We start from the raw sequence: 17,112 nt of genomic DNA, 5'->3' as shown, positions 1-17,112 counted from the left end.
AGCACGATAATAAACTCTGTCATTAATAAGTAAAAAAAAGATGCTTAGAATTTAAGACTGAGAAGAGGAAAGAGGAAAGAATACAAGTTTTATATATGTAAGTAAAAAAATTAAAGATCACACGCCAATAACAATAAATACAATTGCATACAACATCTGTTTTTAAATCATAAAAAAGCCAGCTAATGCTGGAAACATTGCTGGCCGGTTCCATTAAGGAACAATGATTCGAATATAGATAATAGACCTTTAACAAAGTTATTATTAACCAAACCATTACAAAAGTATGAAATTATTGCCTAAAAGTAAACCTAAAGATTGTAGGTCTACTCCTAACCACGTAAAAGTTATTAAATTAACCTCAACGTTACTTTTAGTTTTCACCATGCAGTTAGCCGCTGCAAAAACAGAAAAAAGTATTGTTTTTACAGATAAAGTTGTAAAAAAGAATGATCCGATTCAGAAGAAAGTAACTGGAAAAGTTACAAATGAAAAAGGCGAAGCTTTGCCGGGTGTAAATATCGTTGCTAAAGGAACTACTTTTAGCGCTCAAACAGATTTTGATGGAAGATTTACTATAGATGTACCAGATAATGCTACTACTTTAGTTGTTTCTTATATTGGTCTACAAGAACAAGAAGTAGCGATTGGTACTGCTCCTCTTAATATTGTTCTTAAAGAGATAGGACAACAAATGAATGAGGTTATTGTGGTAGGATACGGTTCTCAAAACAGAAGAACATTAAGTACGGCAGTTTCTAAACTAGACAAAAAAGTTTTAGAAAACGTACCTTATACCAACGTAACTCAATCATTACAAGGTAGCGTTACCGGTTTGGTGGTTAAAACATCATCTGGTCAACCAGGAAAAGCTTCAAACATTTTAGTTCGTGGAGGTACTTCTATCGACAATCCTTCTGGAGCTACACCTTTATATATTGTAGATGGTGTAATTCGTTCTCAAATTGATGACGTTAACTCTTTTGATATTGCTTCACTTCAGGTTTTAAAAGATGCAGCTGCAACTTCAATCTACGGAGCTCGTGCCTCAAATGGTGTAATTATTATTACAACAAATACAGGTAAAGCCGGAAAAATGAAAATTACCTATAATGTTTCGACTCAAAACAGCCGAATTGGTAAAAAATACGATTTCATGGATGGCGGAGATTATATCAAATTTCAACGTCAAGGTCTTTATAATGCTGCCGAACTTGCAGGACTTTCTACAACAACAGGTATTGCAAGATTAGGTCAGTTAACTGGTGCAACACCTGCAGGTACAGGTAATAACCTTCAAAATAATACTCCGTTTGCTACTTTATTAAAATCTAATTTATCAGCAAGTACAATTGGACAATTACAAGCAAAAGGCTGGCAGGAAATGGCAGATCCTTTAAATCCTAATAGTACAATTATGTACAAAAGCACGGATTGGAATGATATTTTGTTTCAAAATGCAATTACACAAAATCATAACTTAGGTATTAGCGGTGGTAATGATACTGGTGTTTACGATTTAAGTTTAGGATATTTAAAAGGTGATGGTATTACAATCTTTACAGGTTATCAAAGATTTACGGGTAAATTAAACGCTTCTTTAAAAGTAGCCGATAATTTTACTGTTAACAGCCACGTATTATTCTCTAAATCCAGCAATAATCAAGTGGTTGCAAACAGTGTAGTTTTCAACAGATATTTAGGAAACTCACCAACTACAAAATTATACCTAGAAGATGGAACTTTGGCTCCGGGTCAAAATAACATCAACGGAAATCCTTTGTACCAAATGGGTAAAATTAAAGGAATCAACGAAAACAATAAATTACAAATGAGCGTTGATGGCGAATTAAGACTTGCCAAAGATTTCACGTTCCTTCCGTCGATGTCTCTTTATAGCGAAAACGAAAATGACAATACTTTTCAACAAGCTTTTTTAAGTGGTAGTAGTGGTTTAGTCGACAATACCCGTACAGCAACAAGATTGAGTAATCAAATTTACCAAGTTCAATACGAAGGAGTTTTTGCTTATAAAAAAGGATGGGATAATATTGGAGATTTTGATGCTAAGTTAGGAGCTTCAAAATACGACAGAACGATAAAAGCTTTTAATGCTTCAGGAAAAGGAAGTCCATCAGATTTGGCTCAAACCTTAGACTCTTCTCCAATTCCGGTTTCAGTTTACAGTAACGATACAAAATTGGTTTTAAATAGTGTTTTTGGTCGTTTAAATTATGATTATAAAAACAGATATTTTGCAACAGCATCTTTCCGTTATGATGGATCTTCAAGCTTAGGACCGGATAATAGATATGGTTTCTTCCCTGGAATTTCGGCAGGATGGAATGTACAAGAAGAAAAATTCTGGGAAAAAGCAATGCCAAAATTCTTCTCTTCTCTTAAACTTCGTGGAAGTTATGGTGTAAATGGTAACTTAGGTACTTTGGGCGATTTTCAGGCTGGAGGATTATATTCTGGTTCAACAAATGGAATTGCAAACAGTTACAATGGACAATCGGCAATTATAAATTCGCAAATTGCAAATCCAGGTTTAAAATGGGAACAATCTGAAACTGTAAATGCTGGTTTCGATTTAGGTTTCAACGGAGATAAAATCAGAGTTATTGGAGATTTCTACAACAAATTAACTTCAGATTTATTAACGAATTTGACTTTACCATCAAATAGTGGTTTCTCTACAGTTTTAACAAATCTTGGAGGATTAAGAAGTAAAGGTTTTGAGTTAGAGGTACAAGCAAATCTTTACAATCAAAACGATTGGAAAATTAATGTTGGAGCAAACGTTTCTCACAATACAAACACAGTTGAAAAACTTCCGTTTAACGGAAACTTAAACAACAGAATTGGTGGAACTCAAATTTGGGACGAAAAAAGTGGTTCTTACCAATATGTTGGAGGTTTGCAGGAAGGACAAAAAATTGGAAATTTCTACGCACACAAACAATTGTACATTTTATCTACACAAGCTGAAGCCGATGCTTATAACTTAAAAGTTCATGATACATATGTAACTAAAACAGCAGCAAACGGAGGAAATCCAGAAGGTAAAAAATTCGCTGGAGATGCCGTTTTTGCAGATACTGATAATAATGGTGTTATCGATAGTAGAGACAGAACTTATATGGGGAACATGTTTCCAACGTTTGTAGGAGGTTTTAACTTTGATGCAGCATACAAAGGATTCTCTGTAACAGTTAGAACAGATTACTCTTTGGGAGCTACAATTTACAACGAAGCAAGAGCTCGTTTCTTAGGTCAATTTCAAGGTAACTACGGTTTATTAGCCGAAAGTGCACAATCTTGGCAAAAAGAAGGAGACATTACAGATGTACCTCGTTACCGTTGGGCAGATCAAACCAATCAAAACAACTTGTTTAGATCTGAAGCTAGTGGTGCAGCATACAACACAAATATGTTTCAAGGTAATAGCCGTTATTACGAAAGTGGAGATTATTTATGTATAAGAGAAATTACTTTCAGCTATAGCTTCCCAAAAACATGGGTTGAAAAAGCAAGGTTAACATCACTTCGTATGTATGTAACCGGAAGTAACTTATACTACTTTACTAAATACAAAGGATTAAGCCCAGAAGTACAAGGTATTGACGGAGGATCTAGTTTAGGATTAACAGCAGCAGGATCTACTGGTACATATCCAGTTCCTAGAAATATTATCCTTGGTTTAAATATCACTTTGTAAATTTTAATAATAAAATCATGAAAAAGAAATTCCTTTTATACACAATACTTTTTGCTAGTCTTTCTCTATTCAACTCATGTCAGGATGATTTAGAACTAACATCTACAAGTGTAATTACATCTGATAGTTTTTGGAAAACTGAAGATGACGCCAAAGCTGGTGTAAACGGTATGTATGTAAACTTTAGAATCCAGACACAACAAAACTATTATTTGTTGGGTGGTGCAAGAAGTGCCGAAATAACTGGTGGTGTTCAGTCGCCATTAACTTTAGCAAATTATTACAACAACAATCTTACACCACAAAACATAGATGTTGAGTGGGGAGGTTTATACACTGTAATACATCAGGCAAACTTAGTTTTAAAGTACGTTCCGCAAATTCCATTTAGCCCAAGTACCGTAAACGAACAAAAAAGATACCTTGCACAAGCATATTCAATGCGTGCTTTATGTTACTTTATCATGGCTCGTTCATGGGGTGGAGTGCCAATTGTTACAGATCCTACAGAAAACACCAATCAATCTCAATACATCGTTCCACGTAATTCGATTGAAGAAACATTTGCTTTCATCAAAAAAGATATTGATTTAGCAATTGCAAATTATCCAGACACGTCTAATAATAAAATACAATTGTCACTTCCGTCAATATACGCTTTAAAAGCCGATGTGAATTTATGGACAGCGAAACAATTAGGTGGAGGAACAGCAGATTTAAATACTGCCTTGACAGCAATAAATACAATTCCGGGAACTCCAACTTTGTTACCAAGTTTTAAAGATGTTTTTGCATATGATAAAAAAGCAAATGCCGAAGTAGTTTTTGCAGTTCGTTATTCTCTTGCAGATTTACCATCGAATTTAGCAGACAATTGGAATCAGTTTATGTTTGTTGGACCGGCAGATTTTGCTCCATTAACATCGGCAGCAGCAACTGCAACTTTTGGTACTTTAGGATCTGGAGCTGGTAATGCAGGAATCTCAAGAGTTCAACCAGACATTACAAGATTTAATTTTGCTTCTACAGATACCAGAAAAGCAGCAACTTACCTAACTTTATACAACGGAGCAATTCCTGTAGTTACAGGTTTAGTAAAATATAATGGAACTGTAGACGGAACTGTGAGACGATTTGTAAGTGATATTATCATTTACCGTTGGGCTGATATCTTATTAATGAAAGCGGAGATTAAAAATGCTTTAGGACAAGATCCATCTACAGAAATGAATTTGGTAATGCAAAGAGCAGATGCTTCAGCAACTTTTACAAACAGTACGCCTACTGCAAATGACGATGCAATTTTGAGAGAGCGTTTAAAAGAATTGGCTTTTGAAGGAAAATCTTGGTGGGATTTAGTTCGTTTTAACAGAACAAGTTGGGTACCATCAATGACAGGAAAACAAATATTGTTTCCAATTTCTCAAAACACAATCAACTTTAATCCAAAAATTACTCAAAATCCACTATAAAAACCAGAATTAAAGATTACAGTTTACAATTAGGCTGGAAATGTAAAAGTTTCCAGTCTAATTAAAAACAAAAAAACATAAACAAATTAAAAATTAAACTCATGAAAATTCAACATTTACAAGGTCTGATTTCTGCTCCATTTACACCTTTTGACAGCAACGGAAAACTAGATGTAAGCCTTATCCCTCCTTATTACGCTTTCTTAAAAAGAAACGGCGTTACCGGAGCTTTTATTAACGGATCTACTGGCGAAGGAGTTTCTATTACATTGGCAGAAAAAAAAGCAGTTGCTCAAGCTTGGGCAGATTGTTCTAATCATGATGACGATTTTAAAGTAATGGTTTTTCTTGGAGGAACTTGTCTGGATGATTGTATTGATTTGGCAAAACATGCTTACGAAATTGGTTTATATGCTGTTTCATTAACAGGTGCTTTTTACTTTAAACCTGCAAATGTTGATGTATTAGCCGAAACTTGTATTAAAGTGGGAGAAAGCGTTCCAAATATGCCATTTTACTACTATCACATTCCAGTATTAAGCGGTGTAAATGTTGCAATGTATGACTTGGTTAGAGCTCTTGATGGTAAACTTCCAAATTTTGCCGGAGTAAAATATACACACGAAGATTTTATGGATTTCCAGAGTTGCATGAGCTACGAAAACGGAAAATTTGATATGCTTTGGGGACGTGACGAAAATATGTTATCAGCTTTAGTATTAGGTGCAAAAGGTGCTGTAGGAAGTACTTTTAATTATGCAGCTCCACTTTATTATGATTTAATTGATGCTTTTAATGCAAATGATTTGGTTAAAGCTCGTGAACTTCAACAAAAATCGATCGACATGATTCGTTTCTTAGGCAAATACGGCGGAATCTCTGTTGGAAAAGCATACATGAAATTAGTTGGTCATGATTTAGGAGGTTTTAGATTACCGGTTAAAAATATGAGTGCAGAACAATTCGAACTTTTCAAAAAAGATGTTGCAGGTTTAAATTTCGATGCTTTTAAATCAAAATAAACGAGTTCGTTTTTTCTAAAACAAACACTATGAATAAGTCAATTTCTACCCTAATCCTTACTATTACAATTATGTCAACAACGCTTGGTTTTTCGCAAAAAACAAATATTTCAAATGTCGAATGGAAAAAAGCTGCTCAATTACAAAATGCAGACGGAACTATTTCATTAGGTTTTGCGGGACCAATTAATGGCGTGAGCAATGACGTTTTGATTGTGGCAGGCGGAGCAAATTTTCAGGATAAAATGCCTTGGGAAGGTGGAAAAAAACATTATTCGAACGAAATTCATGTTTTGCAAAAAGTTGGCGATCAATACCAATGGAACAAAAAAAACGCAAGTAATTTACCGGAACCTATCGCCTATCCGGGAAATACAACTACGCAATTAGGAATTGTTTATGTAGGTGGAGAAAATGAAAATGGGCTTTCGAGCAAAGCTTTTATGCTAACTTGGAATGCATCCAAAAATGAAGTTGAAACAAAATCATTACCTAATTTTCCAATTGCCATTACCAATATCGCGCTAACACATAGTGAGAATGTCGTTTATGCGATTGGCGGCGATGAAGCAAAAAAATCATCAGATCTAATTTATAGTATTGATTTGAATGCTGAAAAACCAGAATGGAAATTGTTGACCAAATTGCCTTTTGCTTTGGCAAATTCAGTTTCAGTTGTCCAAGATGGTAAAATTTATGTTGTTGGAGGAAGAACTAAGACACCATCAGGAATAAGCGATTTGCATCATACAACTTTGGCTTTTGATTTAAAAAAGCAAGTTTGGAAAAATAAAGCTGATATCTCTGACGAAAAACACACCACCAACTTTTCGGCCGGTGCCGGAGTTGCTATTGGAAAAGAATACATTTTAATCGTTGGCGGAGATAACGGCACTACTTTTCATAAAATCGAAACGTATTTATCTCAAATCGCACAAGCCACTTCTGAAGAAGAAAAATCAAGGCTTATTGCCGAAAAGAATATATTAAACACTACCCACAAAGGTTTTTACAACGACATTTTACTATACAACACACACACAAACAAATGGTTGAAAATTGGCGAATTGCCATTTCTTGCTCATGTAACAACAACAGCAACAATCTGGAATGATAAAATTGTTTTATCAAACGGAGAAATAAAACCTGGTATTCGTACACCAGATGTTATGTTGGGAACTATTAAATAATTTATTCATCAGTTTATTAAACCTGACAGGTTTAGCAACAAATGAAAATAAAATCTGTTCAATCTGCGAGAAAAAAAAATTAAACACATAGGAACATAGATTCAAATTGAAAAAAAGTTCATTAAAAAAAACACGTTTTTACACATAGTTCTATGAGTTTTAGTTGAAGTGAAACGCCTTTTCACACAATGCAAACTATGTCTCTATGTGTTAGAACAAAATGCAACCCATTAAATAAAAATATAAAGCATATCAAAATATGAAAAACTCTAAATATTATCCTTGGCTGGTAGTTGCGTTACTTTGGATTGTAGCGTTGCTTAACTATATGGATAGGCAAATGCTGGCAACCATGAGACCATCTATGGAAGCTGACATTCCGGAATTGGTATCGGGCGAAAATTTTGGACGTTTAATGGCCATTTTTCTTTGGATTTATGCTTTAATGAGCCCAATTTCAGGGATTATTGCCGACAAATTAAACCGTAAATGGTTAATTATTGGTAGTTTATTTGTTTGGTCTGCTGTTACATATGCAATGGGTTATGCTACAACATACAATCAAATTTATTGGTTAAGAGCTGTTATGGGCGTGAGTGAAGCTTTGTATATTCCGGCAGGATTATCTTTAATCGCCGATTATCACCAACAAAAAACAAGATCGCTTGCCATTGGTATTCATATGACAGGACTTTACGTTGGGTCTGCATTGGGTGGTTTTGGAGCTACAATCGCAGCAAAGTTTTCTTGGCATACTACTTTTCATCATTTTGGTATTATTGGAATAGTTTATTCGATCGTTTTGGTTTTCTTTTTAAGTGAGAAAAAAGATCTTGCTAAAACTTTTGACACTCAATTTAATAAAACACACGAAAAAGATTCCCTTTTTAAAGGATTGGCATTATTGTTCACCAACATTTCATTTTGGGTAATCTTATTTTATTTCGCCATTATTAGTTTACCGGGATGGGCAACCAAAAACTGGCTTCCTACCCTATTCTCTGATAATTTAGGAATTTCAATGGATCAGGCAGGTCCAATAGCAACAATTACAATCTCATTATCGTCATTAATCGGAGTAATTTTTGGAGGAATCTTATCTGATAAATGGGTACAAAAAAATATTAAGGGAAGAGTTTATACCAGTGCAATTGGGCTGAGTTTAACGATACCCGCATTAATGTTGATTGGTTTTGGGCATTCATTATTTCACGTAGTTGGAGCGGTTTTATGTTTTGGTATAGGATATGGAATGTTTGACGCGAATAATATGCCCATCATCTGTCAATTTGTTTCGTCTAAACACCGGGCAACTGCCTATGGTGTATTAAATATGACCGGAGTTGGTTGTGGTGCGTTGGTTACATCATTACTTGGTAAATCAGCTGACACCGGAACTCTAGGTTTTGGTTTTGCCCTAATGGCCGGTGTCGTGTTGGTTGCATTACTGGTTCAAATTAGTTTTCTGCGTCCAAAAGTAAATGACTTTGCAGATGCCTAGAACCTAGTCGTTCACACCCCCTTTTTAAATTTTAAAAAATGTTAGTTGGCTTTTTGTTTTTATAAGCTAGGGCGGAGCCATGCGTTCTGCCCAGCTCATAAATGCCACATTTTTAATAATAGCTCTGAGAAAAAATGAGAACGAAAAAACGAAATATTTTTATAGTCACACTGTTACTTTCGATGATGCTGCATCTTGAAATAACAGCGCAACAAACCATTACAAAAATTGCCTGCATTGGAGACTCTGTAACTGCGGGTTATCTTTTAGCGAATCCTTCGGCAGAATCTTATCCTTCGCAACTTCAAATTTTAATGGGAAATCAATATGAGGTTAAAAATTTTGGACACAGCGGAGCTACTCTTTTAAAGAAAGGAAGTACACCTTATTTTAAAACTGAAAAATGTATAGAAGCCATTGCCTATCGCCCGGATATTGCTATTATTCATTTGGGATTAAATGATACTGACCCGAGAAATTGGGCAAATTACAGAGAAGATTTTGATGCTGATTATTCTTGGTTAATTGATAGTTTAAGAAAACAAAATCCGGCAGTAAAAATCTACATCTGCAAAATGACTCCCATATTTAATGAGCATCCTCGTTTTAAATCCGGAACTCGGGATTGGTTTTGGCAAATTCAGGAACATATTTCTTCAATAGCAAAAGCTAACAAAGTAAGCTTAATCGACCTACACGAAAAATTATACAATCGTCCAGATCTTTTTCCAGATGCTTTACATCCAACAAAAGAAGGCGCAACGATTTTGGCTCAAACCGTTTACGGAAATATTACCAAAGATTTTGGCGGATTACAACTAGCGCCAGTTTTTACAGATAATATGGTGCTTCAGCGCGACCAACCCATTTTAATTTATGGAAATGCAAATGGTGGTAAGAATGTCGAAATCGCATTTGACAATCAGAAAAAAAATGTAATTGCAAACGAATATGGAAAATGGAAAGCTGCTTTTCCCGCAATGAAATCTGGAGGAACACATCAAATTACGATTGCATCAAATGGAAAAAATATCGTTTTAAAAAATATTCTAATTGGCGATGTTTGGTTTTGCTCCGGACAATCGAATATGGAATTTACATTAGAAAAATCAGAAAATGGAATTGCCGAAGTAAAGAAAGCCTTAAACAATAAAACACTTCGACTATTTAATTATAAAGCAATCGAAGAAACCGATGACAAAGCTTGGGATTCTATTACGTTGCAAAAAACGAATCAATTACAATATTTTTCAGGAAAATGGGCAGTTAGTGATTCTATAAGTGCCAAAGATTTTTCGGCAATAGCCTATTACTTCGGAAAAAACATTGCTCAGGAAGAAAATGTTCCAATAGGTTTAATACAAGTTGCCGTTGGCGGTTCACCCATAGAATCCTGGATTGATCGCTACACTTTTGAGCACGATGACAAAATTGTTGACGCCTTAACCAACTGGCGAAAATCAGATTTTATAATGCCATGGGTACGATCACGAGCCGATGTTAATTTAAAAGATGCGAAAAACCCAAAACAACGACATCCATACTCACCTTGTTACAATTTTGAAGCCGGCGTATCAAATTTTACCAATTTCCCCATAAAAGGAATTATTTGGTACCAAGGCGAAAGCAACGCTCATAATATTGAATTATACGAACATTTAATGCCCGTTTTGGTTCAGAGTTGGCGACAAGCATGGGGCGCTTCACTTCCCTTCTACTACGTTCAATTGTCAAGTATAGATCGTCCAACATGGCCATTGTTTAGAGATGCTCAAAACCGAATACAAAAACAAATTCCAAACAGCGGAATGGCAGTTAGTATGGATTATGGTGATGCTACAAATGTTCATCCCATCAGGAAAAAACAAATTGCAGATCGTCTCGCACTTTTGGCATTAAAAAACACTTACGGTAAAGCCATTATTGCAAATGGTCCTCAGGCGGTAAAAGCAATACAAAAAGGAGAGAAAATTCTAATTTCTTTTTCGAATGCAAAACAATTATCTACGGCAAATAAAAAAGAGCTAATTGGTTTTGAATTAGTAACCGAAAAAGGATTTAGGATAGAAAGTAGCGCCACAATTATTGGAAATGAAGTTCGAATTCAAATTCCAAAAGACGAAAAAATAAAAACAATTTTATACGCGTGGAAACCATAAACAACGGCAAACTTAACAAACGAAGCCAATTTGCCTTGTTCGACTTTTCAACTCAAAGTAAGCTCCGAAAGTAAAAAATAAAATCTGCGTAAAAAAAATTAAACACATAGAAACATAGATTTCGATACGCAAAAAGAGAATTAAAGAAAATACATTTTCCACACACACATAGCACTATGAGTTTTATTTGGAATGAAATGCCTTTTTACGCTCCAAAAAACTATGATTCTATGTGTTTAAAAAATTAAAAAACTTACGAAATCAACACTTAGTAAATACAAAACACTAAGTCTAAAACATATATAAAATGAGTTATTCAAAAACTGATCTATTACAATTAAAAGAATTTTATCAGAACCAATTATTAAATAACACAGTCCCATTTTGGTTTCCACGTTCTGTTGATCCTATTCACGGAGGTTATTTATTGATGCGCGATCAAAAAGGAAATTTAATCGATGACGATAAGTCGGTTTGGTTTCAAGGACGCGCTTCTTGGTTATTAGCGACACTTTATAACACAGTTGAACCAAAACAACAATGGCTGGACGATGCAAAATCCGGAATCGATTTTATAAATAAGCATTGTTTTGATACCGATGGAAGAATGTTTTTTCACGTAACTCGCGACGGAAGTCCAATTCGTAAACGACGTTATTATTTTTCTGAAACCTTTGCCGTAATTGCCATGAGTGCTTACGCAAAAGCAAGCAGAGATGAAGCCATTGCAGAACAAGCCCGTTTTTTATTTGGTGAATGCATAAAATACTCGACCACTCCGGGATTATTAGAACCAAAATATACAGCCGTTCGCCCTTCAAAAGGAATTGGTTCTCCAATGATTATGATCAATACAGCGCAACAACTTAGAGATACTATTGGCGATCCGCGCTGCGACGACTATATCACGAAATGCATTACCGAAATCGAAAATGATTTTGTAAAACACGATATAAAATGTGTTATGGAACAAGTTGCGCCAGATGGTTCTATAATCGATCATATTGACGGTCGCACCTTAAATCCGGGACACGCTATCGAGGGCGCTTGGTTTATATTGCACGAAGCGAAACACAGAAACAATGATCCTCGTTTAATAGAATTAGGCTGCAAAATGCTGGATTATATGTGGGAACGCGGTTGGGACAAAGAACACGGCGGAATTTTATATTTCTGTGACGTTTATGGTCAGCCAGTTCAGGAATACTGGCAGGATATGAAATTTTGGTGGCCACATAACGAAGTTATCATTGCAACGTTACTGGCTTATACAATGACTGGTGACGAAAAATACGCAAAATGGCATAAAATGATTCACGATTACTCGTACGATAAATTTCATGATAAAGAGAACGGAGAATGGTTTGGATATTTACACCGCGACGGAAGTGTAGCACAAACTGCCAAAGGAAATCTTTATAAAGGACCTTTTCATTTACCACGTCAGGAATGGTATTGTACACAAATACTAAACGAATATCTTGAAAAAAACAATTAATAATCTGTTGAATATAATTTCTAACACATAGAAACATAGTCTATAAATTTCATTTTAAAAACTATGTTTCTATTTGTACAATAAAATTACAAAGATTATATTCTAAATAGTATTATGATAATTTAGCAATTACATCAAGTCGTTCGTTTTTAAATCTTACGCTTATTAACCAATTTTAACCAAATATTAAAAACTATGAAAAAATCATTACTCTTTTTTTGTTCGTGTTTTATGTGTTTCTTCTGTGCAGGTATTAGTGCACAAAGTGGTAAGGTTTTAAACCTTGATGGAATTTCTACTTATATGACTGTCCCCGATCACAACGATTTGGACTTTGGCGCAGGCCAAAACAAGACTATTACTTGTTGGATCAAAACAACTACTAATACTGGTACTCCAAGAATTTTTGCCAAAAGAACCGGAGCTTCCGGAAACGGATATGAATTTTGGACTGGAAATGGTACTAATGCCGGAAAATTTGCCATGAATATGAGTGGCACCGGAACTCCAAGTAACATAAGTACAGCAGGATATTCTGCAAATTCAATTGCAGACGGAACCTGGCATCATATTGCTTTGGTTATGGATGCTTCCAGCAATCGAACGATGTACGGTTATATTGATGGCGTTCTGGCGAATACTGGTAAAACATTTACATCGGTTAGTTCAGATTTTTCTAATGCTGTAAATTTTGTTGTTGGCGCAACTTCAGATGCTAGTAATAGTTATAAATGGGCAGGTCAAATTGATAATGTTCGTGTTTGGAATAAAGCGATGACAGCACTTGAATTGCAAGCTGATATGACTGCGGTCGTAAATGCTCCTGCAAACGATTTACTTGCAGCTTGGAATTTTGATAACATCACAGGAACATCGGTTCCGGATGTTTCAGGAAATAACCATCCCGGAACTCTTGTTGGATCTCCAACAGTATCAAATGCATTTCCTAATGTTTTATCTTTAGATGGTATCAACGATTATATGTCTGTGGTTAATCATAGTGATTTTAATATTGCAGCGGGTCAAAATTTAACAGTTACGCTTAAAATTAAAACAGCAGATACCGGAAAACGTATTTTAAGTAAACGTCCAAATGGTGCTGGTATTGGATACGAATTTATCAATAATACGTCGTCTGGCGGAGGACAATTTGGAGTAAATTTAACGACAAGTGCTGGCGCTGCGGGACCTCCGTACGGAACATCAAATATAGCCGATAATACTTGGCATCATTTAGCAATGGTAATCGATGTTGCTTCAACAAGTTGTAAAATTTATGTCGACGGTGTTTTGCAACAAACCAAAACGTCAACAAATATTAGCGCAACGAGTACCGTTTCGAACACGGGAGATTTATTGTTTGGAACGCTTAGCAATTTTGCATCTTACATGAATGTACAATTAGATGATATTCGTTTTTGGAATAAAGCGATGACAGCTGCCGAAATACTGACCGATAAAACGGCCGTTATAACGGGAACTGAAACGAATCTAATTGCGGCTTGGGATTTTGAAAATGTAAGCGGGACAAATGTTCCGGACATTTCCGGACACAATCATCCGGGTACATTAAATAACGGAGCGGCTGTAATTGCTCAAACTAACGAAATGCAAATTAATTCGGTTGCATTAATTCAAACGGAATTACCTACTGGTATTGGAGATGTAAACCAACGTATTATTGCTGTAAAAGCTTCAGTTAGCGGAACATTAAATCCGTTAACAATGAGTGCTTTAAAATTTACAATGACTGGTACAACTATTATTTCTGATGTTACCAATATCAAAGTTTATTCAAGCGGAGCTACGGCAATTTTTGATCCTGCTACTGCAACTTTATTTGGAACTGTAACACCTGCAAGCGGAAATCTTGTTACAAATGGTTCAAAAGCTTTATCAAGCGGAGACAATTATTTTTTTATAACCTATGATGTTTCGGCATCTGCAACCGAAGGAAATATATTAGATGCTACTTGCGAATCTATTGTAGCCAATAGCATTACATACAATACAACAACCAATACTGTTACGGGTAATCGCGTAATTTTATTAGCCAATACTCTTTTGTTTACACCCGGAGATGCAGGTTCATCTAACTATCGTATTCCGGCAATTATTACTGCTGCCGATGGTTCATTGGTAACTGTAACGGATAAAAGATGGAATGGTGCAGGAGATTTAGCCGCCAAAATTGATCCTGTAGTTCGTCGTAGTACAGACAATGGAAAAACATGGTCGGCACCTTTAACGATTGCAAATTTTGGTGCTTCGACTGGCGCGGGAGATGCTGCTCTGGTTTTAGACAAAACCACTGGCGAATTAATTTGTTTGGTTTCTGCTGAGAAAGGTTTCTTTGCTTCTACAAATGCTGCGCCTGCAAAAATTTTAGTAATTCATAGTACAGACAACGGTGTAACTTGGGGAACTCCTGTTGATATTACAAGCCAAATTTATGGTCCAAATCCAAACTGGAAAGGCTTATTTGTAGCATCAGGAAGAGCGCATCAATTGCGTGATGGAAAAATTGTAGCGGCAATTGCCGTACGCGAAAATGTATCTGGTGTTGAACATATCAACAATTATATGATTACAAGCGCAGATCACGGAATTACTTGGACAGCATCTACCGGAAGAGCCGAATTAGACGGTGACGAATCTAAAGTTGTTGAATTGAACAATGGTAATATTATGATGAGTATTCGTAACTCAGGAACACGCCGTTTTAATGTTTCTACAGATAAAGGTGCAACTTGGGGAACAGCTTACAATCAAACGAGCATAACAGATCCAAATTGCGATGGCGATTTTATTCGCTATACTTCTACCCTTGACGGTTACGATAAAAATCGTTTATTACATTCAATTCCGTTTTCAAGCAGTCGAAAAAATGTGAGCGTTTTAATGAGTACTGACGAAGGAACAACTTGGGGTTCGCCAAAAACTATCTTTGCAGGAGCATCTGCATATTCAAGTTTAACGATTTTACCTGACGGAACTATTGGTATTTATTATGAAAATGGCGAAAGTTCAACCTATCAAATGTATTTTGTTCGCTTTAGTTTAAATTGGTTAACTAATGGTGCTGATACATTTGTTGCTGCCAATAATAATACGCTCAGTAAAAAACCTGCAAAAGTTGACACAACTGAAAATCAAAACTTCAACATTACTATAAATCCAAATCCTACCGAAGATTTAATAAAAGTTAGCATTAATAATCCTAAAGGAAAAGTGGTAATACAAATATTTGATTTGTCTGGTAAAATGATTCGTAGCGAAGTCTTACAATCAAATGAAAAAGAAACTTTCTTCTCATTGGGAAATCAAGCCAAAGGTATTTATCTTGTAAATGTAAATGATACAAATACTACCATAAGCCGAAAAATAATAAAGAAATAAAATTAAAAAATGAAACAAGCGATTATCAATACGACCGTACACACAGGCGATGAAATTATTGCCAACGGAGTAATTATCATCGAAAACGGAAAAATTACAGCAGTTCAAAAAGACATTCCTAATGATCTTGAAACAATTGATTTAAAGGGAAAACATATTGCTGCGGGTTTTATCGATATTCAGATTAACGGTGGAGAAAAACTATATTTTAGCCAAACTCCAACCGAAGAAGCGATTCAGGATATTTATGATGCTAGCTTAAAATATGGAACTACGCAAGTACTTCCGTGTTTAATATCGTCTTCTCACGAAACCATTCTACAGGGAATTGAAGCTGTGCGCGATTACAGAAATAAGCATGATAATGGCATAATTGGAATGCATTTAGAAGGTCCGTTTTTGAATCCGTTAAAACGTGGTGCACATAGTATTGATCAGGTTCGAAAACCAACAAATGCTGAGCTTGAAGAAATTATCAGACTTGGAAAAGGTGTTATTAAAGTTATCACGATTGCTCCGGAATGTTTTACTGACGAACAACTCAATATGTTATTAGAAAGTGACATTGCAATCTCAATTGGACATTCGACAGTTACACACAAAGAAGCTCAGGTTTATTTTTCGAAAGGCATAAAACTCGTAACGCATTTATTTAATGCAATGACACAATTCGGTCATCGTGAACCAGGTTTAGTTGGTGCTGCCCTCGAAAACGAAAATGTATTTGCTCCTGTTATTTTAGATGGTGCACATTGCGATTATGCAGCTGCAAAATTGGCTTACAAATTAAAGCAAGACAAATTCTTTTTAATTAGCGATGCTACCTTTTTAGGCCGAAAAGTAGAAGTTTTTAATTGGGATAATTTCGATGCACATTTAGACAATGGCTTTTATCGAAATGACGATGGTAATCTAGCCGGAGCAACAATCTCGATGCTTGAAGCAGTACAGAATGCCTATAATCATTTAGAAGTTTCGGCAGATGAAGCGATTAAAATGGCAACTTCACACGTAGCAAGTGCGATTGGTTTAGCGGATAAATTCGGAAAAATAAAAACTGGATTTCCAGCGACTTTTGTACAATTTAATGATGATTTATCTGAGATAGAAACTTTAGATTTTTCTAAAACCTCAACAACTATTTCCTAAA

9 protein-coding genes are annotated in these 17,112 nt (G+C 35.4%); all 9 read left to right on the top strand.

All coding sequences use genetic code 11. The features are described from left to right. Window positions 1–286: 286 nt before the first annotated feature. The 9 genes from IW18_RS08935 to nagA all read left to right on the top strand — a co-directional run bounded on the left by IW18_RS08935 (window position 287) and on the right by nagA (window position 17,111). Entirely contained in the window at window positions 287–3,721 is a 3,435-nt protein-coding gene (locus IW18_RS08935; RefSeq protein WP_084607933.1) for a SusC/RagA family TonB-linked outer membrane protein, read from the top strand. Between the two features lie 17 nt (window positions 3,722–3,738). Then, complete coding sequence (locus IW18_RS08930) at window positions 3,739–5,193, top strand: RagB/SusD family nutrient uptake outer membrane protein (protein ID WP_041517241.1); 1,455 nt, start codon at window positions 3,739–3,741, stop codon at window positions 5,191–5,193. A 101-nt stretch (window positions 5,194–5,294) separates the two neighbouring features. Then, window positions 5,295–6,215 (top strand): dihydrodipicolinate synthase family protein, encoded by a 921-nt coding sequence (locus IW18_RS08925; RefSeq protein WP_041517240.1) that lies wholly within the window; start codon window positions 5,295–5,297, stop codon window positions 6,213–6,215. A 29-nt stretch (window positions 6,216–6,244) separates the two neighbouring features. After that, window positions 6,245–7,405 carry a galactose oxidase gene (locus tag IW18_RS08920; protein ID WP_041517239.1) on the top strand — a complete coding sequence of 387 codons (1,161 nt, stop codon included), beginning with the start codon at window positions 6,245–6,247 and terminating at the stop codon, window positions 7,403–7,405. Between the two features lie 259 nt (window positions 7,406–7,664). Continuing rightward, the gene (locus IW18_RS08915; RefSeq protein ID WP_041517238.1) at window positions 7,665–8,906 is read left to right on the top strand and encodes an MFS transporter; all 1,242 of its coding nucleotides are present in this window, start codon (window positions 7,665–7,667) and stop codon (window positions 8,904–8,906) included. A 134-nt stretch (window positions 8,907–9,040) separates the two neighbouring features. Next, complete coding sequence (locus IW18_RS08910; RefSeq protein WP_205625285.1) at window positions 9,041–11,065, top strand: GDSL-type esterase/lipase family protein; 2,025 nt, start codon at window positions 9,041–9,043, stop codon at window positions 11,063–11,065. Between the two features lie 307 nt (window positions 11,066–11,372). After that, window positions 11,373–12,563, top strand: coding sequence for an AGE family epimerase/isomerase (locus IW18_RS08905; RefSeq protein ID WP_041517237.1), 1,191 nt, complete (start codon window positions 11,373–11,375; stop codon window positions 12,561–12,563). Window positions 12,564–12,758: 195 nt separating this feature from the next. Beyond that, window positions 12,759–15,962: a LamG-like jellyroll fold domain-containing protein gene (locus IW18_RS08900; RefSeq protein WP_084607932.1), complete on the top strand. Its 3,204-nt coding sequence runs from the start codon at window positions 12,759–12,761 to the stop codon at window positions 15,960–15,962. Between the two features lie 9 nt (window positions 15,963–15,971). After that, entirely contained in the window at window positions 15,972–17,111 is a 1,140-nt protein-coding gene (gene nagA / locus IW18_RS08895; RefSeq protein ID WP_041517236.1) for an N-acetylglucosamine-6-phosphate deacetylase, read from the top strand. Window position 17,112 lies beyond the last annotated feature (1 nt).

It is taken from the genome of Flavobacterium hibernum (assembly GCF_000832125.1).
GTDB lineage: Bacteria > Bacteroidota > Bacteroidia > Flavobacteriales > Flavobacteriaceae > Flavobacterium > Flavobacterium hibernum.
The sequence above is the reverse complement of the archived record's forward strand: the minus strand, read 5'-3'. Positions and strand labels throughout refer to the sequence as shown.

Excerpts from the sequence above, each read along its gene's own strand:
- IW18_RS08935 (WP_084607933.1), top strand. The coding sequence starts at position 287 with ATGAAATTATTGCCTAAAAGTAAACCTAAAGATTGTAGGTCTACTCCT.
- IW18_RS08930 (WP_041517241.1), top strand. The coding sequence starts at position 3,739 with ATGAAAAAGAAATTCCTTTTATACACAATACTTTTTGCTAGTCTTTCT.
- IW18_RS08925 (WP_041517240.1), top strand. The coding sequence starts at position 5,295 with ATGAAAATTCAACATTTACAAGGTCTGATTTCTGCTCCATTTACACCT.
- IW18_RS08920 (WP_041517239.1), top strand. The coding sequence starts at position 6,245 with ATGAATAAGTCAATTTCTACCCTAATCCTTACTATTACAATTATGTCA.
- IW18_RS08915 (WP_041517238.1), top strand. The coding sequence starts at position 7,665 with ATGAAAAACTCTAAATATTATCCTTGGCTGGTAGTTGCGTTACTTTGG.
- IW18_RS08910 (WP_205625285.1), top strand. The coding sequence starts at position 9,041 with ATGAGAACGAAAAAACGAAATATTTTTATAGTCACACTGTTACTTTCG.
- IW18_RS08905 (WP_041517237.1), top strand. The coding sequence starts at position 11,373 with ATGAGTTATTCAAAAACTGATCTATTACAATTAAAAGAATTTTATCAG.
- IW18_RS08900 (WP_084607932.1), top strand. The coding sequence starts at position 12,759 with ATGAAAAAATCATTACTCTTTTTTTGTTCGTGTTTTATGTGTTTCTTC.
- nagA (WP_041517236.1), top strand. The coding sequence starts at position 15,972 with ATGAAACAAGCGATTATCAATACGACCGTACACACAGGCGATGAAATT.